The sequence below is a fragment of the Candidatus Puniceispirillum marinum IMCC1322 genome (genome assembly GCF_000024465.1).
Taxonomy (GTDB): Bacteria; Pseudomonadota; Alphaproteobacteria; order Puniceispirillales; family Puniceispirillaceae; genus Puniceispirillum; species Puniceispirillum marinum.
The window spans coordinates 1,149,570-1,170,972 of record NC_014010.1 but is presented as its reverse complement, the minus strand read 5'-3'; the positions used below and the strand labels follow the sequence as shown (position 1 = coordinate 1,170,972).

General features: G+C 51.0%; 21 protein-coding genes. 12 read left to right on the top strand and 9 right to left on the bottom strand.

From position 1 onward, the window contains the following. Positions 1-118: 118 nt before the first annotated feature. The 4 genes from chrA to SAR116_RS05570 all read right to left on the bottom strand — a co-directional run bounded on the left by chrA (position 119) and on the right by SAR116_RS05570 (position 5,584). Complete coding sequence (gene chrA / locus SAR116_RS05585; RefSeq protein WP_013045966.1) at positions 119-1,447, bottom strand: chromate efflux transporter; 1,329 nt, start codon at positions 1,445-1,447, stop codon at positions 119-121. Further along, positions 1,413-2,222, bottom strand: coding sequence for a chromate resistance protein ChrB domain-containing protein (locus SAR116_RS05580; RefSeq protein WP_013045965.1), 810 nt, complete (start codon positions 2,220-2,222; stop codon positions 1,413-1,415). Before SAR116_RS05580 ends, chrA begins: the two co-directional genes overlap by 35 nt. A 136-nt stretch (positions 2,223-2,358) precedes the next feature. After that, positions 2,359-3,960 (bottom strand): heparinase II/III family protein, encoded by a 1,602-nt coding sequence (locus SAR116_RS05575; protein ID WP_013045964.1) that lies wholly within the window; start codon positions 3,958-3,960, stop codon positions 2,359-2,361. A 160-nt stretch (positions 3,961-4,120) separates the two neighbouring features. Continuing rightward, entirely contained in the window at positions 4,121-5,584 is a 1,464-nt protein-coding gene (locus SAR116_RS05570; RefSeq protein WP_049757487.1) for an RsmB/NOP family class I SAM-dependent RNA methyltransferase, read from the bottom strand. 134 nt (positions 5,585-5,718) lie between these two features. On the opposite strand from SAR116_RS05570, the gene SAR116_RS13480 reads away from it, so the two are divergent. The 8 genes from SAR116_RS13480 to SAR116_RS05535 all read left to right on the top strand — a co-directional run bounded on the left by SAR116_RS13480 (position 5,719) and on the right by SAR116_RS05535 (position 10,952). Continuing rightward, the gene (locus SAR116_RS13480) at positions 5,719-5,892 is read left to right on the top strand and encodes a DUF1674 domain-containing protein (RefSeq protein WP_083775261.1); all 174 of its coding nucleotides are present in this window, start codon (positions 5,719-5,721) and stop codon (positions 5,890-5,892) included. Between the two features lie 44 nt (positions 5,893-5,936). Next, positions 5,937-6,263 carry a DUF1491 family protein gene (locus SAR116_RS05565; protein WP_013045962.1) on the top strand — a complete coding sequence of 109 codons (327 nt, stop codon included), beginning with the start codon at positions 5,937-5,939 and terminating at the stop codon, positions 6,261-6,263. A gap of 62 nt (positions 6,264-6,325) precedes the next feature. Then, positions 6,326-7,339, top strand: a complete 1,014-nt coding sequence (gene dusA / locus SAR116_RS05560) for a tRNA dihydrouridine(20/20a) synthase DusA (RefSeq protein ID WP_013045961.1) — start codon at positions 6,326-6,328, stop codon at positions 7,337-7,339. A gap of 41 nt (positions 7,340-7,380) precedes the next feature. After that, the gene (locus tag SAR116_RS05555) at positions 7,381-7,968 is read left to right on the top strand and encodes an inner membrane-spanning protein YciB (RefSeq protein ID WP_013045960.1); all 588 of its coding nucleotides are present in this window, start codon (positions 7,381-7,383) and stop codon (positions 7,966-7,968) included. A gap of 217 nt (positions 7,969-8,185) precedes the next feature. Next, a complete protein-coding gene (locus SAR116_RS05550; protein WP_013045959.1) occupies positions 8,186-8,890 on the top strand; it encodes a cobalamin B12-binding domain-containing protein in 705 nt (234 codons plus the stop codon). After that, positions 8,865-9,521 carry a DUF1638 domain-containing protein gene (locus SAR116_RS05545; RefSeq protein WP_013045958.1) on the top strand — a complete coding sequence of 219 codons (657 nt, stop codon included), beginning with the start codon at positions 8,865-8,867 and terminating at the stop codon, positions 9,519-9,521. The genes SAR116_RS05550 and SAR116_RS05545 overlap by 26 nt, the downstream gene beginning before the upstream one ends. A 16-nt stretch (positions 9,522-9,537) precedes the next feature. Continuing rightward, the gene (locus tag SAR116_RS05540; RefSeq protein WP_013045957.1) at positions 9,538-9,855 is read left to right on the top strand and encodes a virulence factor; all 318 of its coding nucleotides are present in this window, start codon (positions 9,538-9,540) and stop codon (positions 9,853-9,855) included. Between the two features lie 197 nt (positions 9,856-10,052). Next, positions 10,053-10,952: a methylenetetrahydrofolate reductase gene (locus tag SAR116_RS05535; RefSeq protein ID WP_013045956.1), complete on the top strand. Its 900-nt coding sequence runs from the start codon at positions 10,053-10,055 to the stop codon at positions 10,950-10,952. Between the two features lie 2 nt (positions 10,953-10,954). On the opposite strand, the gene SAR116_RS05530 is transcribed toward SAR116_RS05535, so the two are convergent. Beyond that, complete coding sequence (locus tag SAR116_RS05530; protein ID WP_013045955.1) at positions 10,955-11,893, bottom strand: LysR family transcriptional regulator; 939 nt, start codon at positions 11,891-11,893, stop codon at positions 10,955-10,957. 102 nt (positions 11,894-11,995) lie between these two features. On the opposite strand from SAR116_RS05530, the gene SAR116_RS05525 reads away from it, so the two are divergent. From SAR116_RS05525 to SAR116_RS05515, 3 genes are all read left to right on the top strand, one after another. Next, a complete protein-coding gene (locus tag SAR116_RS05525; protein ID WP_013045954.1) occupies positions 11,996-12,916 on the top strand; it encodes a methylenetetrahydrofolate reductase in 921 nt (306 codons plus the stop codon). A gap of 203 nt (positions 12,917-13,119) precedes the next feature. Further along, positions 13,120-14,022 carry a methyltetrahydrofolate cobalamin methyltransferase gene (locus tag SAR116_RS05520; RefSeq protein WP_013045953.1) on the top strand — a complete coding sequence of 301 codons (903 nt, stop codon included), beginning with the start codon at positions 13,120-13,122 and terminating at the stop codon, positions 14,020-14,022. A 30-nt stretch (positions 14,023-14,052) separates the two neighbouring features. Next, positions 14,053-16,122, top strand: a complete 2,070-nt coding sequence (locus SAR116_RS05515; protein ID WP_013045952.1) for an ASKHA domain-containing protein — start codon at positions 14,053-14,055, stop codon at positions 16,120-16,122. 18 nt (positions 16,123-16,140) lie between these two features. On the opposite strand, the gene ccmD is transcribed toward SAR116_RS05515, so the two are convergent. Genes ccmD through ccmA form a run of 4 tightly spaced genes read right to left on the bottom strand, consistent with a single transcriptional unit; the run spans position 16,141 to position 18,510 of the window. After that, a complete protein-coding gene (gene ccmD / locus SAR116_RS05510) occupies positions 16,141-16,326 on the bottom strand; it encodes a heme exporter protein CcmD (protein WP_013045951.1) in 186 nt (61 codons plus the stop codon). Beyond that, positions 16,323-17,060: a heme ABC transporter permease gene (locus SAR116_RS05505; protein WP_013045950.1), complete on the bottom strand. Its 738-nt coding sequence runs from the start codon at positions 17,058-17,060 to the stop codon at positions 16,323-16,325. Before SAR116_RS05505 ends, ccmD begins: the two co-directional genes overlap by 4 nt. A 45-nt stretch (positions 17,061-17,105) precedes the next feature. Next, positions 17,106-17,834 (bottom strand): heme exporter protein CcmB, encoded by a 729-nt coding sequence (ccmB, locus tag SAR116_RS05500; protein WP_013045949.1) that lies wholly within the window; start codon positions 17,832-17,834, stop codon positions 17,106-17,108. After that, a complete protein-coding gene (gene ccmA / locus SAR116_RS05495) occupies positions 17,827-18,510 on the bottom strand; it encodes a heme ABC exporter ATP-binding protein CcmA (protein ID WP_013045948.1) in 684 nt (227 codons plus the stop codon). The genes ccmB and ccmA overlap by 8 nt, the downstream gene beginning before the upstream one ends. Positions 18,511-18,675: 165 nt before the next feature. Between ccmA and acnA the strand changes: the two genes are divergently transcribed. After that, positions 18,676-21,351 (top strand): aconitate hydratase AcnA, encoded by a 2,676-nt coding sequence (gene acnA, locus SAR116_RS05490; protein WP_013045947.1) that lies wholly within the window; start codon positions 18,676-18,678, stop codon positions 21,349-21,351. Positions 21,352-21,403 lie beyond the last annotated feature (52 nt).

Genomic DNA, 21,403 nt, shown 5'->3' with positions numbered 1-21,403 from the left:
CAGGGGATAGACGAATTCTGGATCAAAGATCCAGCAAGGCTAGGTTATGACCCAAGCCAGCCAAAAAGGCAATTACCTGACCACTGGAATTATCCGGACTATGCTCCCTCATCATGCGCTAGATAAAGCTCGTGGCCCAGCCCATGATCGCCGCCGCCAACACAATATACCAGACATCCCATTTCAGCCGGAACAGCATCAATGCCGAGGCGCCAGCCATAATTATGGCTATGACATCGGGCGTTGATGGCACAATGATGCGCACAAAGCCAAAGGACTGGGTGACCACATCGGCAAAAAACACATGGGCGGCAAACCAGATTGACAGATTGGCAATCACCCCGACAACAGCCGCCGTTATCGCGGCTAGTGCTGATTGCAATCGCGGTTGTGCGGTGATCCATTCGATATAGGGGGCGCCAACGAATATCCATAAGAAACAGGGAGCAAATGTCGCCCATAGCGCAACCATCGCGCCTGCCACACCATAGGCAAAGTTGGTTTCGCCGCCACTGCGATATCCGGCAATAAAACCAACAAATTCAGTGACCAGAATCAGTGGGCCTGGTGTGGTTTCAGCCAGCCCCAAGCCATCCATCATTTCGGTTGTGGTCAGCCAGTGAAATTTATCAACTACATCTTGACCAAGATAGGCAAGGCCAGCATAGGCACCGCCAAATGTCACCACCGACAATTTCGAGAAAAACACACCTATCGCTGCCAGTATCTCACGGTCATCGATCAACCCGACCAGCACCAGAGGTAACAGCCAGATGAAAAGCCATAACACCGCCGGACGCGCGGCTTCTGTCAATTTTGGCCGCATTGATGCCACTCTAGCGCGATGCTCTATGGTGGCCGTGTTTGGCAATGATTGCCCCTGTATGAAGCCGATGATGGCGGCAATGCCGACAATCAGGGGAAAGGGCAGATTAAGGGCAAAAATACCAAGAAACGCACCCAGTGCGATCAGCCAGTGATGCCAGCCTGATAAAGCGCGCCGCCCGACCTTTATCAAGGCCTGAATGACAATGACGACAACAGCTGATTTGATACCCAGAAACAACGCCGCAACAAGGCTGTTCGTTCCAAACATCACATATCCGGTTGCCAGTGCCAGTATTACCAGCGCCCCCGGAATGACGAACAATAATCCGGCAATCAACCCGCCCATAACACCATGCAGACGCCATCCGGCATAGGTGGCTAGCTGCATCGCTTCGGGGCCAGGCAACAGCATGCAAAATCCTAGCGCATTGAGATATTGTTTTTCGCTTAACCAGCCTTTGCGCTCGACAATTTCGCGATGCATCAATGCCATTTGCCCTGCAGGGCCACCAAAGGATAATAGTCCGATTTTTAGCCAGAGCCAGAAGCTATCTGTAATCGTTGGGCTTGCTTGTTTCACGATACTATCCCTTGCTTGTAGGCCAGTCATGACTTTCATTCATGCCATCCCGTGCCCAGCGAAACAGGGCGTCATAAAGAAGCATGCTTTTATCAAGCTGTACAATATCTTCGCGAAACATTCGTGACATTCCAACAGAAAAAGCTAATAAACCAGCCGCCTGAGGTGCAAGATCATGACGGTTAGTATCGGCACTTCGGATAACGTTTGCTAATTCTTTCAGGGCTTCGATATTAAGTCCAAACTCCTTGACCATGACGTCAAATGTGCAGAATTCGTCACGATGGCTCCAGAACACATCCTCTATATCGAATGGTGTTGCATTAAATTTTGTGGCGACATTCATAACTTCGTCTGGGGCTACAAAAAGGAATTGTGCCTTTGCATCAACAAAACGGCGAATAAGCCATGGACAAGCGATACGGTCAATCTTTGGGCGATGTCGTGTGACCCATAAACTATGCCCGTTGGCATTTAACGGAATTTTTGTCCATTCTACTAACGGTGAATTATTGCTAGCCCATCCCATCTGTCCTCCCTGAAGAAATTCGGCTTTGACGCCATATGACCTTAGCAATGCAGCCATTCCCTGACTGATTTTGTGCCCTTTCTGGCAGTAAACGACTACAGAACGGTCATTAATCTGGTTTAACAGTGTTTCAGTCGAGTCATGCGGGTGACGAATTGCACTGGGAATGACGCGCGGGTCTTCATCAAAATCCGCTTCTATACGCGCATCAATTATCATTGGTGCCGCTGGGGTGCCAATTAATCGGTTCAATTGTTGAATAGTTATTTCAGCTGGTGACGCCATAATACATCCCTCCATTATTAAAAATGAAACAAGTGGATGCAAGCTTTGGCTGGCGCCTCACGAGGTGTCTGCAAAACCTCTTAAAAGCAAAATAGGGGTGTTAATAATTTGCGTAAAGACGTAATGGTAATCGAACTCAAACCGTATCGTTACGCTGGAACGCCCACTTGATGTCTTGACTGCCAACCGAGCGGATATTCGTCATCGGCGCGGTCAGAACAATCTGCTGTGCTGCCTGGCGCACGCCAGCGTCAAAATAGATAGATGTGTCAATCGAAACGCTACATTGTCCAGCTTTGAAGATCCAACCTATCCGGTTGCCCCGGATTTTCATCAGCACACGGCCATTACCCAAAATGGCGGCGCTTACCTTTGGATGTAGGTGAAAGCGGATAATCGCCTGACGCGGTAATTCGCCAGGCGCGCCAGTATATTCCAGCCGGTCAGCTCCGCGCAGATTGCCGCCATTTGTAGCCAGATATAATGTCCGCTGATGCACAATGCCATGTGATTTTTCATAACCGCTATGACTGGCTGTTGTCATAAAGCCGCCATCAACCTGACCAAATTCAATATCACTTGTACTGGCCGTGCGATTATCGGCAGGTGACGACGAATTTTGTCCATCAAGACTCAGCGTTGAATGCGCCGATGTTGAACAAAGCAATCGATGAAGATTTTCAGCAACAGGCGGTTGCCCCGGATTAACAATCAATAAATTTGACCCGAAACTAAATTCAAACCCCAATGTGCCAAATCCGGTGATGTTGGCCTCATTACATGGGGTGCCAATATCCATGATGATGGTTGAACGACCCGATGAAAAGCGCATGAAACCGGAATAGGGGGCATGTTGCAGAACCTTGCCGCGTGATCCGGCGCGGGCTAAAGTTTCGTCGATAAGATCAGCCGGTACGATGCCCGCACCATTCATATGCGTAAATGAACCACTCCCATGTCGCCACATACGACAGATGGTGCCCATTTTGGCAATAATACGATCCAGCGTCTTATCTTCGCCCAATCCGGCAAAGGCTGATGCACTTCTTAATTCTATCAGGTCGCGTAACATATAGAAATGTGTTTCCGGCATCCGGCTTTTATGGCCGCCATCATCAAAAATCTGGGCTTCGATTCGTGGCATTGCGATGTTTAATAACGCTTGCATCTCATCTTGCGAACAGCCAAGCGCAGCCTCGGCAATAGCCAGCCCCTTTAGCGCGGTGATTTTTCTATCGTTACTGTTAAGCCGCCGCCAGTCCAAGGCCAGACAATGTGCTTGCCGGGCAACCGATGCGGCCAGTTTGTTCTGAAATTCTTCAGTAGCAGATTCGCCATACCAGCCATAACAGAACAACAGGTTGGATATACGCGTGCCCATGATATCGGGTTGCCAGTATTCTGGATGCCAGTTGTGATTTTTATCCAACCAGCTTTCAATAAGCCTGCGGGCGGCTGTGCGGGCGTCATTACCGCCGCGTGCGCGCAAATCGCGTAGCCAGTTGAAATTGTGAAATGAGTGGCTTTGAACGCTATCAGCATGTGCCGCGCCTAAAAACACCGCACCATCAGCCGCATTGCCACGCCAGTTATCCTGCAAACCGCCATTGATTATAGCACGCTCATGACGTGCTAATGGCCACCGGAACAGACCGCTGCGGCGAAACAGCTGTTCCAGCCTGCCCACCTTCCATGCCTTACTTTGCCCCGGCTTTATATGGTTTTCATGCGATGCCATTCAGTAAATTTACGCTCTATCCAGAGATTGCCTTAGATTGCCTTTGAGAACCTTAATGCAGAGAGCTGTCATTCAGCAAATTGTATTGAGATCATTTGGGTTGGGTCATGTCCTAATCACAAGATCAACCTAAGCTTAACACATGACCGTTAAAATCCGGTTACACCAGCGCAATAAGACGTGCCGCAAAAAATCCATCCACCCCACCGATATCATCATACTGATGTGGCAGGATACGCAAAGTGCCTTCTTTGGTCAGCGACCGCGCAAAAATACCGGCTTGATCAGGGGTGATGGGGTCAATAACTACCTTGTCCTCACCAGCGTCGATAATGGCACTGATCATCTCCTCGCCTTCTTCGGGTTGCAGTGAACATGTCGCATAGACAAGTTGCCCACCAGCCTTTAACCAGCCCAACGCGGTTGTTGCCAGCTCCCATTGCAGATTTTGCAAGGACTCGATGTCTTCAGGTTGGCGTCGTCCCAGAATATCGGGGCGACGACGCAAGGTGCCGGTTGCCGAGCAAGGCGCATCAAGAAGAATGGCATCAACCGGCATATCAGGTACGAACTGTCGTCCGTCAACCTGTTTTAAGCTAGCTTTCATACCCAATCGCCCTAGATTGCGCCGTAATCGGTCAATGCGTTTGCGACCGCTGTCAATCGCGGTGACAGTGGCGCCAGCGGCGATCAACTGGGCTGTTTTTCCCCCTGGTGCCGCGCATAGATCAATAACGTCCTTGCTCTTGACATCACCAAGAAGCCTTGCCGGCAGGGCGGCGGCGGCGTCCTGAACCCACCATTCGCCATCGGCAAATCCGGCTAGGCGCGATGGGTCGCCATCAAAGGCACGGCGGATCGTGTAATTATCGATCAATGTACCTTCTAGCGTGCTTGCCATGGCTTCGGGATTGGCCTTTGCTGAAATATCAAGCGGTGGTGGATTCATCGCTATTTCGGCAAGTTTGCTGGTGGCATCCTGCCCCCAATGTTCGTTCCAGCTTTGCAAGAGCCAGTCAGGAAGATTGTCAATAGGCGTCGTCGTTTCAAAACGGGTATCGCCCTCGCGTGTTAGCCGCCGCATAACCGCATTGGCCATACCACATAGCCGATCAAAACCTGATTGGCGCATAAGCTCAACGGTGCTATCGACGGCGGCATGTGCCCCCGTTTTTAGAATAAGCAACTGCACTGCGCCCATCAGAAGAATCAAATTTGCATTGGCTTGTGCGCCAAAAGGTCGCCGCGATATCATCGGCGCGATGACCTTCTCAATTTGTCCACGGCGACGCAGGCATGTGGTTGCCAGCAAACGAACAAAGCGGCGGTCACGATCATCGAGTTTGCTGATATCTTCTTGGGCTTTAAGCGCATGGTCAAGCTGGCTACCCGCTTCGACAGCGCACAACAATTCATAGCAGATTTGCCGGCTTTTTAGAATCGATTGTGTGTCAGGTTTGGGTTGGTTTGCCGTTTTGGGTTTGGCGTTTGCCTTTCCCATATCTGGTTTTGCCCCCCGTTTGCTGGTTGGCTTTTGCGCTCTTGCTACTGGCTTGGGTGCTTTTGGCTTTAGTTTTAAGGTGGGCAATGCTGGTGCTTCAGGCTTGGTTGCGTCATCACTCATTGGGTGTTCCATCTTCAAAAGGTGCTTCACGAACTGTCGGTCAAACAGCCTGCATCACCGTATGTGATGCGGTATCCCCGGCAATGTACCGAGCCGCCTTGTTTTTGGCAGTGATAAGGGGCATATACTTTAATATGACACGAGACAAGAAAAACACGTCTAGCGCGCCATCTCCGGATGATAAAAAGCCCATCCCGCCTGATGTGGCGGCCGAAACTTTGGTGCCAGTTGAACGCAATGGTCCCAAAGGCCCCGAACCCACCCGATATGGCGATTGGGAACAAAAAGGCCGCTGTAGTGACTTTTAGGCTATCTTCCGATTTTCGTTTTGCGTGGCCAAGGGCTGGTTGATATGGCGCGGCTGAAGTCGGGCATGCTGGTTGCGGCGGCATTGCGCTATGCCAGCCAGGAACTGATTGATTGCGTTCTGGTGCGCCGCGGTGATGCGGATGCAGGTGCCATATACATTCATGTAAATGCAGGTCGTGATCAGCATAAAATTCTGGCACGTATTCTCGATTTTGACGGTGCCTATAATTGGCAGGCGATCACGGGTACCGGTTGGGTTGATGCTGATACGGCACGCGCACGTCTTGATAAGGAAATTAGCCGTGATCCTGACGCTTTTGTGCTAGCAGTGGATGACCCCAAAGGCCGCAATCCGTTTGACGTTATTTAGAGCCCTAGCCCCGCGCCCTCTCAAGGTTAGATTTTTTCGATTTTTTGTCGTATAAGGCAAACATGACGAACCATAACCGACAGCATATTGATCGCCGCCTGTCGGTGGCGCCGATGATGGATTGGACGGACCGGCATTGCCGTTTTTTCCTCCGTCTTGTTGCGCCTGACGCATTGCTATTCACTGAAATGGTGACAGCGGATGCCATCATCCATGGCGATTGTGAACGTTTGCTAGGGCATGATCTGGCTGAGCATCCCTTGGCTTTGCAACTTGGCGGAAGTGATCCAGAAAAACTGGCAAAAGCATCAAGAATTGCGATGGATTACGGGTTTGCCGAAATTAATCTCAATGTTGGCTGTCCGTCGGATCGTGTGCAATCTGGCCGCTTTGGTGCTTGTCTTATGGCCGAGCCAGCCTTGGTTGCCGAATGTTGTAGTGCCATGGCATCGGTGACGACAGCTTTTGACGTGCCTGTTTCGGTTAAATGCCGGATTGGCATTGATGATATGGATTCTGAAACTGGGCTTGATGCCTTTACCCATGCGGTGGCTGATGCTGGTGTCACATTGTTATATGTTCATGCCCGTAAAGCCTGGCTAAAAGGTCTTAGCCCCAAGGAAAACCGGGATATTCCGCCTTTGGATTATGCCCGCGTCAAACGCCTTGTTGGCGCCTTTCCTGCGATTGATATCCATATCAATGGTGGCATAGTAGCGCTTGATACAGCGCGGGAATTAGCGCCAGATTTCGCGGGCATGATGCTGGGGCGTGCGGCTTATAAAACGCCGATGATTTTGCCGCAGATTGCCTATGAATTATACGGTACTAAGCCGCCTAGTCGCGCTGATATTGCCGCTAGCATGGCTGATTATGCGGATATTAAAACCGCGGCAGATGTTCCCCTTCATGCTATTACCCGACATATGCTTGGGCTTTATAATGGGCAGCGCGGTGCCAAGCTTTGGCGTCGGAGCCTAGGCGAAGATGCGCGTTCGCGTTCAGCTGATGGTGGCCAGCTTATCCGTGAAACTGTAACCGCCTGCGAAGCGCTTGCTACGCAACTTGCCGCGTGATCTATCCCGTGCCTTATCCACTGACTCAATAGGAAAAAATTGTGACCGAACCCAAACTATCCACCGACAGCCACGATGAAAAGCCAGCGCATTCTGGCCGCCGCTTTATGCTTGATATGGGGCCATTGCTATTATTCTTTGGTGCGAATTATCTTTATCATGATCTGATGTTCAGCATCAAAGTTCTGGTTGGCGCGACGCTTGTTGCACTGGCCATAAGTTGGCGGCTTGAACGCCGGATTCCGATGATGGCAGCCTTTGGCTGTCTGGCGCTGGTCTTTTTTGGTGGCTTGTCACTTTATTTTGATAATGAGCTGTTTATCAAGATCAAGCCAACGGTGGTAACGTTCCTCCTGGCGGCGGCGATTGCCGGAGGCCGGCTTATGGGGCGCAACCCTCTAGCGGCCATTATGGGCGGGCAGATGAAGCTGACCGACAAAGGCTGGGGGCTGATTACCTGGTTATGGGCGCTCATGTTCTTGACCACGGGGCTGGCAAATGAAATTGCATGGCGTGTTCTTAGTACGGATGACTGGATTACCTTTAAAGTTTTTGGCATCACTGGCATTTCATTGATTTTTGTTATTATCAGTGTGCCGCTTTTGCAGAAACATCAGATCGAAGATTAGACATGATATCCGGCTGTTTGCTGGACAAAAAATCTAAATGTGAAGCTGATTCAGACATGATGTCGTAAAAACAGCATAAAAAGTCGTGTTAGCTTCAAACTATAACACATGAATATCGCAAGAATTCAGAGTGATGCGGTGTAAAAGCGCATAATATGCTTTGTATCATACGACATTTGATCAATCAGAGGCGAAAGCCTGATGCAGGAGTCACGTAATGGCTGACGAAGACGAAATTATCCTTGCTGACCTAGATGATGACGAACTTGTCCAACAGATGCATGATGATCTTTATGATGGTCTGCAGGACGAAATCGTTGAAGGTGTTAACATTCTGCTGGCGCGCAAATGGACACCATATGAAGTTCTGACCAAGGCGCTTGTCGAAGGCATGACTATTGTCGGCATTGATTTCCGGGATGGTATCTTGTTTGTGCCCGAAGTTTTGATGGCGGCAAACGCCATGAAGGCTGGCATGGTTGTGCTACGCCCGCTTCTGGCTGAAACCGGTGCGCCACGTGTCGGCACAATGGTTATTGGCACGGTCAAGGGTGACATTCACGACATTGGTAAAAACCTTGTATCGATGATGCTTGAAGGTGCCGGTTTTGACGTGATTGATCTTGGTATTAACAATCCGGTTGAAAATTATCTTGAAGCGCTTGAAGAACATAAGCCTGACATTCTTGGCATGTCGGCTTTGCTCACAACAACCATGCCATATATGAAAGTTGTCGTTGATGCGATGATCGAAAAAGGCATTCGCGATGATTATATCGTGCTTGTTGGCGGTGCACCTTTGAACGAAGCCTTTGCCGACTCGGTTGGTGCTGACGCCTATTGCCGTGATGCGGCGGTGGCTGTCGAAACGGCTAAAGAAATGATTGCGGCGCGTCGTGCGAAAGAACAGGCGGCTGGCTAGCCCATCAACGCATGTGGAGGCACCGGCAGGCGTTTTGATGATTGCCTGCGGTGCGTTGGCGCGTGAAATTCTTGATATCACCAAACAGTTACCGACTGGTGCCGTCGAACTCACATGCTTGCCAGCGATATGGCATAACCATCCAGAAAAAATAGTGCCAGGTCTGAAGCGGAAAATTGATGCCGCCAAGAAAACTGGTCGTAATATCGTTGTGATATATGGTGATTGTGGAACAGGTGGTGCTATTGACGCCTATCTGGAATCTGAATCAATTCCGCGTGTTCCGGGGCCACACTGCTATGAAATGTTTTTAGGTAAATCTGATTTTGACGCCGAAATGGAAGCCGAGCTTGGCACCTTTTTCCTGACTGATTATATGGTGCGCCATTTTGAACGTCTGGTTATGAAGGGTATGGGATTGCGCCAGCACCCGCAGTTACGAGATATGTATTTTGGTAATTACAAACGTGTATTGTATATTGCCCAGACTGAGGATCCGGCCTTGCTGGCCAAGGCGCGCGCAGCGGCAGCGATGTTAGCACTTGATTTTGACTATCGTTTTGCTGGATATGGTGCATTTACAGATTTCATTTCGACCGCCAGCCAGACGGCTAATGCGGTAAATAGTTAACTCGACGGGAGCTAACATGGCTAATCTAATCACGCTGTATTGGCGCGATATTCCTGCACAGGTCATTGCCGAACGTGGACGTGGCCGGAATCGTGAACAGGCAAAAATTGAACTTCCCAAGCGGTTTTCGATTGCGATTGACGCGGCGGCGATGCGCGATGGGGCTGATGGGACTGATGATTATCTGGCCGAATGGCGTCGGGCTGACCCAGTTACATGCGGCGAGGATCTTGATGCAGAAGCCCGCATGCATGCTGAAAAGCTCGAACATGATTATCCATCCGAAAGGGTCAAGCTTCTGGTTGAAAATGGCGGTTTTCAGCCCAATAATTAGGCACGGTAAACGGACTAAGCTTACGTGGCGTATCACCTAAACCTTACTTGTTTTAGATGTCGCAAATGGAAAATAGAAAGGCGTCGCCAAGCCATCCTGATTGATGCTAAAAGACGATTGTCATTCTGCTTAACTGTTCATGCGATCAATAATTGTCGTATGTAGTTTCAATAATATATGAGTTTTGAGGGTTACCAATGTCCGCAACTATCGAACAAATCCAAGCCGCCGCGTCTGACTGGTCAATCGAAGTGACGCCTAATGGAGCGTCAAAAATCGACAGCTTTGCTGATTGTCTGGCACCCGGCACGACAGTCAATGTTACGTTCCTGCCTGGCAGTGATCCAATGGATACGGTTGCGGTTGCCCAACGTTTGCATAATGATGGCATGAATCCGGTACCCCATCTGGCTGCCCGGTCTTTGAAAGATACTGACCAGCTTGACGCATTGTTGTCGGCGTTCACCCAGAAAGCAGGTGTTAGCGAAGTTCTGGTCATTGGCGGTGGTGTTGACAGTCCGGTTGGCCAGTTTGCCTCTAGCATCGAAGTGCTCAACACTGGCTTGATTCAGAAATATGGCATCACTGATATCGGTGTAGCTGGCCATCCTGAAGGTAGTCCTGACATAAGCGACGAAGAAATCGTCGAAGCGCTTATGCTTAAAAATGAGCTGGCCAAGCGCGATGGCTTGAACCTTTATATCGAAACCCAGTTTTGTTTCGAAGCCGATATTGTTCTGGCTTGGGAAAAATCGATCCGCGACGCTGGCAATAATCTGCCAATCCGCGTCGGTATTCCGGGGCCTGCCACAATCAAGACCTTGTTCCGTTTTGCCCAGGTATCGGGCATTGGCCCATCAATGCGCTTTATCGCCAAACAGGCCAAGAATGTAGCTAAATTGATGACTGTACAATCACCGCATATCCTTCTTGATGACCTTGCCGAAGGTATGGCGGCTGACAAAGATTGCATGATCAAGCATTTCCATTTTTATCCGTTTGGTGGTTTTGCCAAAACGGCGGCTTACGCACAGGCTATCGCTGATGGCCAGATCAAAAGCTTGCCTAAAGGTGGCTTTGAAGCGCTTGTTGCGTGATTTCAGTCGGCATGAATAAGTGCTGATTGTCCGCTCTGGCTAGGTTTGATGAATGCCTTGCCGTTACGGCTTAGCTCAATGAATCGCTGAATAAATGCTTTATCAAGGTCGCTTTTGCGGGTAGCAGCATAAAGTTTACGTCTAAGGCCTTGTTTCGTGATCTTCTTGGTGACGGTGCCTTTGCTCATTTCGGCTGATCTAATAACCCAATCGGGAAGCACCGAAACCCCCTTATTGGCATCCACCAGCAACAAAATGATTGCGGTTAGCTCGACCTGTCTTATTGCTTTTGGTTCAACCTTTGCAGGAATCAAAAGCTGACTGAAAATATCAAGTTTGTTGCGTTCTACCGGATAGCTGATAAGCACCTGATCGGCAAAATCACTTGCTTCGATGTATCGTTTTTTGGCAAGCGGATTGCTTTTTGCGGCGATGAAGGTAGGGGCGTATGAAAAAAGATCAAGAAATTCGATATTATTGATGGTCTCGGGATCCGATGAAATGACAACGTCTATCTCACCTTCATGTAATGCGGGTAGGGCGCGAAATGCAAAGCCGGGGCGAATATCTACATCTATGTCGGGGAAATCCTCGCGGAATATATTTATCACCGGAAACAGCCATTCAAAACAGGCATGACATTCAATCGCGATATGAAGCCGACCAGACTTTCCGTCTTGCATATCTGTAAATTTAGCTTTCAGAGCTTCAATCTCGGGCAGTATCTTTTCGGCGGCATGAAGAAAGCGCATACCTTCTGGCGATAGCCGCATTGGTTTTACGTTCTTGATAAACAGATCAACACCAACCTGATCCTGTATCGCTTTTATCTGATGCGATAATGCCGATTGTGTCACATGCAACTGCGTTGCCGCCGCCTGAAGCGATCCGGTATTGTGAATGGCCATTATGCTTCGCAAGTGACGTAATTCAATATTCATGATTATTCCTCATAATTAATATGATTATTATGAGATTGTGTCATTTTTTTGACTATGTGACAATCGCGTCTGTTGAAACTGATTTATCAATTGGACAAGCACATGGTGGATAACAAAAAACCTAAAATATCATTTGAATTTTTCCCGCCAAAATCGCTGAGCGCAAGTTTTGCCATATGGGAAACCCTGCATATGCTACTTCCGTTGCATCCTGAATTTGTGTCGGTCACATATGGGGCTAATGGCAGTACGCGCGATTTGACAAGGGATATGACAAAAACGATTGCGCAGACATGGCATGTGGATGTGGCGGCACATTTAACATGCGTTGATGCCACGCGTCATGCGGTGATGAATGTTGCAAAAGGCTATCTTGACGTGGGGGTAAAACAGATCGTGGCACTTCGTGGCGATGCCCCCGGGGGTGCCAGTCGATTTACCCCCACGCCTGATGGCTTTGCAGACGCGGTTGAGCTTGTTGCCGCACTGGCAAAACGTAATTTTGACAAGATATGGGTTGGCGCTTATCCGGAACCGCATCCTGATGCCGCTTATGATGGGGCTGATATTGATTGGCTGAAACGCAAGATTGATGCAGGGGCAACAGGGGCTATTACGCAGTTCTTTTTTGACTCTGACATGTTTTTGCGATTTCGTGACCGCGCTGTTAAGGCGGGCATTGATACACCGATTGTGCCAGGTATTCTTCCCATCGAAAACTGGGAAAAGACCAAACTATTTGCTGCCCGATGTGGTGCCAGCATTCCAGATAGTCTGGCGCATGAATTTGATATGGCAAAGCGAAACAACGTAGAGGATATATTATCGGTTGTCGTGGCAACTGATATTTGTGTCGATTTAATGGATGAAGGTGTCGATCAGTTTCATTTCTACACTTTGAACAAGCCATTTATAACACGCGATGTCTGTTTGGCACTTGGTATTCAACCTTTGAAAGACAATTTGATTCATGCAAACTTCAGGTCAGACAATATTACCAGTGATGCGCGTAAATCAGCCTAATAAACGAATCTAGATGTTCTGATGAATGCGACAATCTGATGACGGAAGAATTGTTGCTTGATTTGATACAGCTGATTGTCTTCGGCTTTCTTTTGTGTGTCCTAATATCATTTACTGTCGAAAAAAAACAAAAGCTAGAAACACTCCAACGCTACAAAAATTTAACACTAGAATTGGTAAGCCATATTTAGAAAGTTAGGCACATGACCAAAACACTTATTTCATCCGATAAACAGGAAATTACCATTGGTTTTGAGGCGCCCTTTTGCGTCATTGGCGAGCGGATCAATCCAACAGGTCGTAAATTACTAGCAGCCGAAATGGCGGCTGGTGACTATTCGCGGGTTATTGCAGATGCCGTGGCACAGGTTGAAGCTGGCGCAACGATGCTTGATGTGAATGCGGGTATCCCTATGGCTGACGAACCGGCCATTCTGGCTGAGTCAATCAAGCTGGTTCAGGATGTTGTCGATGTGCCGCTGGCGATTGATAGTTCGATTGTTGCCGCGCTTGAAGCTGGCCTATCTGTTTATAAAGGTAAGCCGTTGGTAAATTCGGTAACAGGCGAAGAAGAGCGTCTTGAAGTTGTTTTACCGCTAGTCAAGAAATATGGTGCGGCTGTTGTTGCAATTTCGAATGACGAAACCGGCATTTCCGAAGATCCGAATGTTCGTTATGAGGTTGCCAAAATGATTGTAGAGCGCGCCGAGGATTACGGTATCCCGCGCGAAGATGTCATTGTTGATCCGCTGATCATGCCGGTTGGCGCCATCAATATGGCGGGGCGTTCGGCACTAGACCTGATTATTCGGTTGCGTAATGAGCTTAAGGTGAACACAACCTGCGGGGCTTCCAACATTTCCTTTGGTTTGCCAAACCGGCATGGCATGAATGCTGCCTTTTTATCGATGGCAGCAGGTGCAGGCATGACATCGGCGATCATGAATCCGCTTCATTCTGAAGAAATGACGGGTATAATGGGTGCAAATGTTATGAATGGTAATGACCCTGAATGTCGTAATTGGATCAAGCGTTTTCGTGAACCGGTTGCCGCAGGATCTGGTGGTCGCGAACGTCGTCAGACACGTCGTAGCCGGAGTGCCTAAGGGTATGCCCAATTATGTTAGGCAAGCTATATGAGCACAGATCCAACCGTCGCCGATGTCCCCGATGCAAACCTGAACGGCAAAACTGATATCAAAGTTGTTTTCACGCCATCAGGCCGTCAGGCTAAAGTCGCGCAGGGAACAACTGTGCTGCAGGCCGCGCGCGAACTTGGTGTTGATATAGACTCTGTTTGTGGTGGCCGGGCGATGTGTGGACGGTGCCAGATTAATGTTGGTACTGGTGAATTTGCGAAACATGGTATCGTCTCAGGGGCTGGAAGTCTTGGTGCGGTAACGGCGGTTGAAACCCGTTATGCGGATAAACGCGGTCTGGCTGATGGTCGGCGGCTATCATGTCAGTCTGTCCTGCTTGCCGATGCGGTGATCGATGTGCCACCTGAAAGCCAGGTGCATAACCAGCTTGTTCGCAAGGCGGCGGATGAACGTCAGATCGAAATGGATCCAGTTGTGCGGCTATGCCTTGTCGAGGTGCGCGAACCCGATATGCATGAACCATCTGGTGATTTTCGTCGTCTGGCCGAAGCTTTGGCAAAGCAATGGCCAGATCGTGTATCAGGTGAAATCACCTGTGATTTACATATCCTTCAGCAGTTACAGCCTGTTCTGCGCGAGGGCAAATGGCATGTGACCGTTGCCTTGCGTGATGGCTGTCACATAACAGGCATCTGGCCGGGGCTGAAAGAAAATGTCGTTGGCGTCGCTATCGATGTGGGCTCGACAACCATGTCGGCGCATCTTTGCGATATGGCAACGGGCGCGGTACTTGCCTCAACGGGCGCGATGAATCCGCAAATTCGGTTTGGCGAAGATCTTATGAGTCGGGTGTCTTATGGCATTATGAATCCTGATGGGCCTGCTGAAATGACCAAGGCTGTCATCGCAGGCTTGCAGCAGCTGATTGATGGTGCCGCCGAACAGGCTGGCATGTCGAGTGATGACGTGATCGAAATTGTTCTGGTCGGTAATCCGGTTATGCACCACCTGCTTTTGGGCATTGATCCGCTAGAGCTTGGCGGTGCCCCCTTTGCACTGGCTGTTGATAGCGCCCTCAGTCTGAAAGCCAGCGACCTTGGCCTTGCTTTGAACCAGGGCGCACGCGCCTATATCCTGCCATGTATTGCTGGGCATGTTGGGGCTGATGCCGCCGGTGTCGTGCTTGCCGAAGCGCCGCAGAAAACCGATAAAATGACATTGCTTATTGATGTGGGCACCAATGCCGAGATTGTCGTTGGTAATCGTGACCGGCTTCTGGCCGCATCCTCGCCAACAGGGCCTGCCTTTGAAGGGGCGCAGATTTCATCTGGCCAGCGTGCGGCTCCCGGGGCGATCGAGCGGGTGCGTATTGATCCGGTAACGCTGGAGCCGCGCTTTTGCGTTATCGGCGTTGACCAATGGTCGGATGAAGATGGCTTTGACGAAGCGGTAAAATCCACTGGCATTACCGGCATATGCGGATCGGGAATCATTGAAATTCTGGGTGAAATGTATTTATCCGGCATCATCACGATGGATGGTGTGATTGATGGTGGCAAAGCTTTGATCAGCCCGCGCATTGAGGCTGATGACCGTACATTCCGCTATCGTGTCAGCGACAATGTAACCGTCACCCAGAATGATGTACGCGCGATCCAGCTGGCCAAAGCCGCGCTATATGCTGGTTTCCGTTTATTGATGGATAAGATCAATATCAACCATATCGACAAGGTTGTGCTGGCGGGGGCCTTTGGTACGCATATTGACCCTAAATATGCCATGGTGCTTGGTATGATCCCCGATTGCGAGCTTGAAAATGTGAGGGCGGCAGGTAATTCGGCAGGTGCAGGTGCGCGCATGGCCTTGCTGAATAAAGGTGCTCGCGCTGAAATTGAACAGACCGTGCGCAATATCGAAAAAATCGAAACCGCGATTGAGCCCTCATTTCAGGATCATTTCGTCAAGGCGATGGCGATCCCGCACAAAAGCGATCCCTATGCCAAACTGTCGGCAATGGTTCCATTGCCTGAACGCATTCTGACAGCACAAGATGCCCCTGCGCTTGAAGGCGGCCGTCGGCGGGGTGGCCGTCGGCGTTCCAGCTAGATTGCTGTAAGCAATATCTTATGTGATCTTGTCATTATCGTTGTTATCACTGGCATCTTCTTGCATCATTGCGCGCAGTTTTTTAGCAAGCGTTCTTGCCCTTGCCCAGCTTGCCACAAACATCCACATAAGTGCCAGCGCGGCAATCGCATAGCTGGCCCAGATAAACCCGCCAAATTGTACCATTTCGAATAGGCTGTTCATGATATGCCACCATTATTGCCAAGGCGCTTTAAGGCAAGCGTGGCGATACGCCGTGCGGTGATCAGCGCCCGCATCCGCATAATAACGACCAGAGCAAAATAGCCATGACAGGCAATCAGCATCAGAATAAGCGGCGTCAGCATTGACGGATCAATGGCGGGGCCACCACTGCGCAGGATGCTGGCAGGTTGATGCAATGTATGCCACCAATCAACCGAAAATTTAACAATCGGCACATTGATCAACCCAACCAGCGCCAGCAAGGCGGCGGGGCGACTACCGCGCTCAGGGCGGTCAAAGCCATTCGCCAATGCGATCACGCCCAGATAGAAGAAAAACAGAATCAGCATCGAGGTCAATCGTGCATCCCAGACCCACCATGCGCCCCACATGGGCTTACCCCATAAGGCACCGGTAACCAGTGTCAGAAAGGCAAACATCGCCCCAACAGGCGCTATCGCACGCGCCGCAATATCTGCCAGTGGATGCCGCCAGACGATATAGAACAGGCCGCATAATCCCAGCCCAACATAGCCAAACAAAGCCAGCCATGCAGCGGGCACATGGATATAGATGATCCGCACGGTTTCGCCTTGCTGGTAATCGGGCGGCGAGGCAAATAATCCCAGATACAGCCCATAGGCCATCGTCACCGCTGTTATCAATAACAGCGGGCGAAACAGCCAGTCGGCGATGCGCATAAAACGCGTCGGATTTGCCAGAAAATCAAACATGCCCGTGTGATATAGCCCTTTTTGTTGAAATCGCAATGTCTAGCCTCATGATCCGCTACCCCCGTCGCTTTCGATCAGCGCCATCGCCGCCACCGGCGGTGCCAGTGCCAGCAACAGCAACGCCAGTGCCGCCAATAACATCAGATGCGGGGTTACGATTATATAGGTACCGGGCATGGTCATATCAGGTTGTGATGCCATCACCCCGAAAATCAGAACGGGTACGGCCAGAGGCAGAACCAGCAAGGCCATCAACCCGCCGCCGCGCCGTGCGCCTTGCGCCAATGCCGCGCCTATGATCCCCAGCAAGGTCAGGCAACAGCTTCCCACAGCCAGTGCCACCAGTAACGCGCCCAGTTGATGCAGTGGCATGGCAAGCATGATCGCCATCAAAGGTGTTGTCAGCAATAAAGGCACGCCGGTTTTTACCCAATGCGCTACCGCCTTGGCCAGCGCATAAAGCCCTAATTGGTAAAACCCGCCAGTTGGAGGGTCGCCAGGTGTTTCATTGATGACTGGCATGCTGATCTGATCAAGCCAGCCCTCACGCACATCATCGGCAAACAGCCCGTCAAATCCGGCCAGAATCGACAACAGTGCCGCGATCCAGATGATCGGTACGGCCAGTGGCTCTAGCGTTGCCGCCGACGGGCCAAAAGCCAGCGGAAACAAGGCGATAATGATAACAAAGAAAATCAGCATGACAGCGACATCCTGTCGGCTACGCCAGGCGATGGTAAGGTCACGTTTTATCTGCGCGTAAACACTATGCATCTTTATGCGCCTTGTGTCCTAGCGTCCATATCTGCCGTGTCTTGCCAAGCGTTGCACCCAGATCAAGATGCGTTGCTGCCAGCACCATGCCGCCATTGTCTATATGCGCGCAAATGATGCGATCCAGCGCTGTGCGTGCATCATCATCAAGCCCTACATTCGGCTCATCCAGAAGCCATAAGGCCGTTTTCGGGCCCAGCCTCAACCGCGCCAGTGCCAGCCGTCGCCTTTGTCCGCGTGACAACAGCCGCACCATGCTGTCGGCAAATCCCAGACAGCCAAGCGCCGCAAGAGCTGCCTCGATCCGCTGTGCATCACCATAGCCAGTCATCGCCGCCCAGCTATGCAGATTTTCACGCCCGCTCATCTGGCTGGATAGGCCATCCTGATGCCCCACATAAAGCCGCGCCTCTTCGCCGTTAACTAGCCTGCCCGAACCTGCTGTGCATGTGATTGCACCGCTTGCCAGAGGAAGCCGTCCAGCAATCGCGCGTAGCAAGGTTGTTTTACCCGCGCCATTGGCGCCATGCACAAGGCCAAGCTGGCCACAATCAAGATGGTTGCTGAATTCATGAATGACCGGCCTGATGCCACGCAGAACCGTCACCGCGTCAAGCCAAAGCCCCGGTTGTACGTTCCCCGGTTGCCCGTTCATAGATGCCGCATCACTAGCCATGCCGCATGTTTACCTGTCAAACCAGCCTTTGGTCTAGAGGTTTTCCAAAATTCCATCTGGAAAAATTAAGTGAAACGCGCTATAAGATGGGTGACCGCGTTGAGGCGCTCCTCATGCTGGCCAGCTCTGTTATTTGTGAAGTTCAACCGTAAAGGGGAAACCGCCATGTCAAAGACATTGCGTGACGCGTGCCGTGCTAATCTGACTGTCGGCAGCAAAACATACCGCTATTACTCGCTTGCCAGCCTTGCCGAGACTTATCCGTCATTGGCACGTCTGCCATTTTCACTCAAGGTTTTGCTGGAAAACCTGCTTCGTAATCAGGACGAAAGTTCGGTCACGGCCGCCGATATCGGCGCGCTGGCAAACTGGGCTGAAAGCGGCGAGGGCGGCGAGATTGCCTTTCGTCCATCGCGCGTTCTGATGCAGGATTTTACCGGCGTTCCGGCAGTTGTCGATCTGGCAGCCATGCGCGATGCGATGGGAACGATTGGCGGTAATCCTGAAAAAATCAATCCGCTATCACCTGTTGATCTGGTGATTGATCATTCGGTCATGGTTGATCATGCAGGCGGGGCTGACGCGGCGGCCAAAAACACCGCGCTAGAATTCACCCGTAACAAGGAACGCTATGAATTTTTGCGCTGGGGCGCGGGTGCTTTTGATAATTTCCGCGTTGTGCCGCCGGGAACAGGTATCTGTCATCAGGTCAATCTTGAATATCTGGCGCAGACAATCTGGACACGCGATGAAGATGGCGAAACGGTTGCCTATCCGGATTCGGTTGTTGGCACTGACAGCCACACGACCATGGTCAATGGTCTGGCCGTATTGGGCTGGGGTGTTGGTGGTATCGAAGCCGAGGCCGCCATGCTTGGCCAGCCTATTTCGATGCTGGTGCCTGATGTGATCGGCTTCCGTCTTGATGGCAAACTCCCCGAAGGCGCGACAGCGACGGATCTGGTGCTGATGATTGTCGAAGCCCTGCGCAAGCGCGGCGTTGTTGGCAAATTTGTCGAATTCTTTGGCCCTGGTCTGGATCAGCTATCTTTGGCGGATCGTGCGACAATTGCCAATATGGCACCTGAATATGGTGCGACTTGTGGCTTTTTCCCAATCGATGATGAGGCTCTGAACTATCTGCGTCTGACAGGTCGTGATGATGACCGTGTAGCGCTTGTCGAGGCTTACGCCAAAGCGCAGGGCATGTGGCGTGCCAGCGATGCAGCTGATCCGCATTTCACCGACATATTGTCGCTTGATCTTGCCACGGTTGTGCCATCAATGGCAGGCCCAAAACGGCCGCAGGATCGTGTGGCTTTGCCGGATGTGGCGGCCTCTTTTGCGGCTACGCTTGCCGAATCCACAGGGCGGACAGCGCCTAAATCAGTTGCCATTGACGGTACAGATTACAGCCTCAGCGATGGTGATGTCGTCATTGCGGCGATCACGTCTTGCACCAATACCTCGAACCCGTCGGTTCTGGTTGCCGCCGGCCTGGTGGCCAAGGCGGCACATGAACGCGGGTTGACAGTTCAGCCGTGGGTTAAGACCTCACTGGCACCTGGCAGTCAGGTGGTGTCGGCCTATCTTGATAAGGCGGGTCTGACCTCGCATCTTGATGCGCTTGGCTTTCACACGGTCGGCTATGGATGCACAACCTGCATCGGTAATTCGGGCCCCATTGCCGCGCCGCTTGCCAAAGCGGTTGAAGAGGGTGGCCTGACGGTTACGTCGGTATTGTCGGGCAACCGGAATTTTGAAGGCCGGATCAGCCCGCATGTTGCGGCAAACTATCTGGCCTCGCCGCCTTTGGTTGTTGCCTATGCGCTTGCCGGATCGGTCAGCAAGGTGATGAATGATGATCCATTAGGTCAGGACAAAGATGGCAATGATGTCTATCTGCGCGATCTATGGCCATCAAATGACGATATCCGTACGGTTGTTGATCAGGTCATTTCGGCTGAAATGTTCCGTGAACGCTATGCAGACGTGTTCAAGGGTACCGCCGAATGGCAGGCGATCAAGACCTCGGCTGGCCTCACCTTTGACTGGGATGATAGTTCGACCTATGTGCAGAATCCGCCTTATTTTGAAGGCATGAGCCGCGATGTACCAGCTGGTGCCAGCGATATTGAAAATGGCCGTATATTGGCCTTGCTGGGCGACTCGATCACCACCGATCATATTTCGCCGGCAGGTTCGATTGCCCGTGATACGCCAGCGGCAGACTTCCTGACCGAGCATCAGGTGCGTCCGGTTGATTTCAATTCCTTTGGCTCGCGTCGGGGCAATCACAAGGTCATGATGCGGGGCACTTTTCCCAATATCCGGCTGAAAAACATGGCGGCAACAGGCACTACCGGCGGTTTTGCCCAGCATGTGCCGTCGGGTGATGTGGCACCGCTTTATGATGTGGCAATGCGTTACGCTGATGAAGGCACGGCGCTGATTGTCATTGGCGGCAAGGAATATGGTACGGGCTCTAGCCGTGATTGGGCGGCCAAAGGCACGCGCCTATTGGGCGTAAAGGCCGTGATTGCCGAAAGCTTTGAGCGTATTCACCGTTCCAACCTGATTGGCATGGGTGTTCTGCCGTTGCAGTTCCCTGAAGGCGTCGGCCGCGAAAGCCTTGGTCTTGATGGAACTGAAAGTGTGTCTTTGACTGGCCTTGCTGGCGGCATTTCGGCAGGCATGGAAGTGCAGGCGAGCTTTACAAGTGCTGATGGCAAAAGTCAGTCTGTAACGCTTCTGGCACGAATCGATACCGATGGCGAAGCCACCTATTTCAAAAATGGTGGTATTTTGCATTACGTTCTTCGTCAACTGGCCGCGGCCTAAACCAGCATCATAACCAAAAGTCTTACATTTGAGACAAGCTATCAAACCCCGC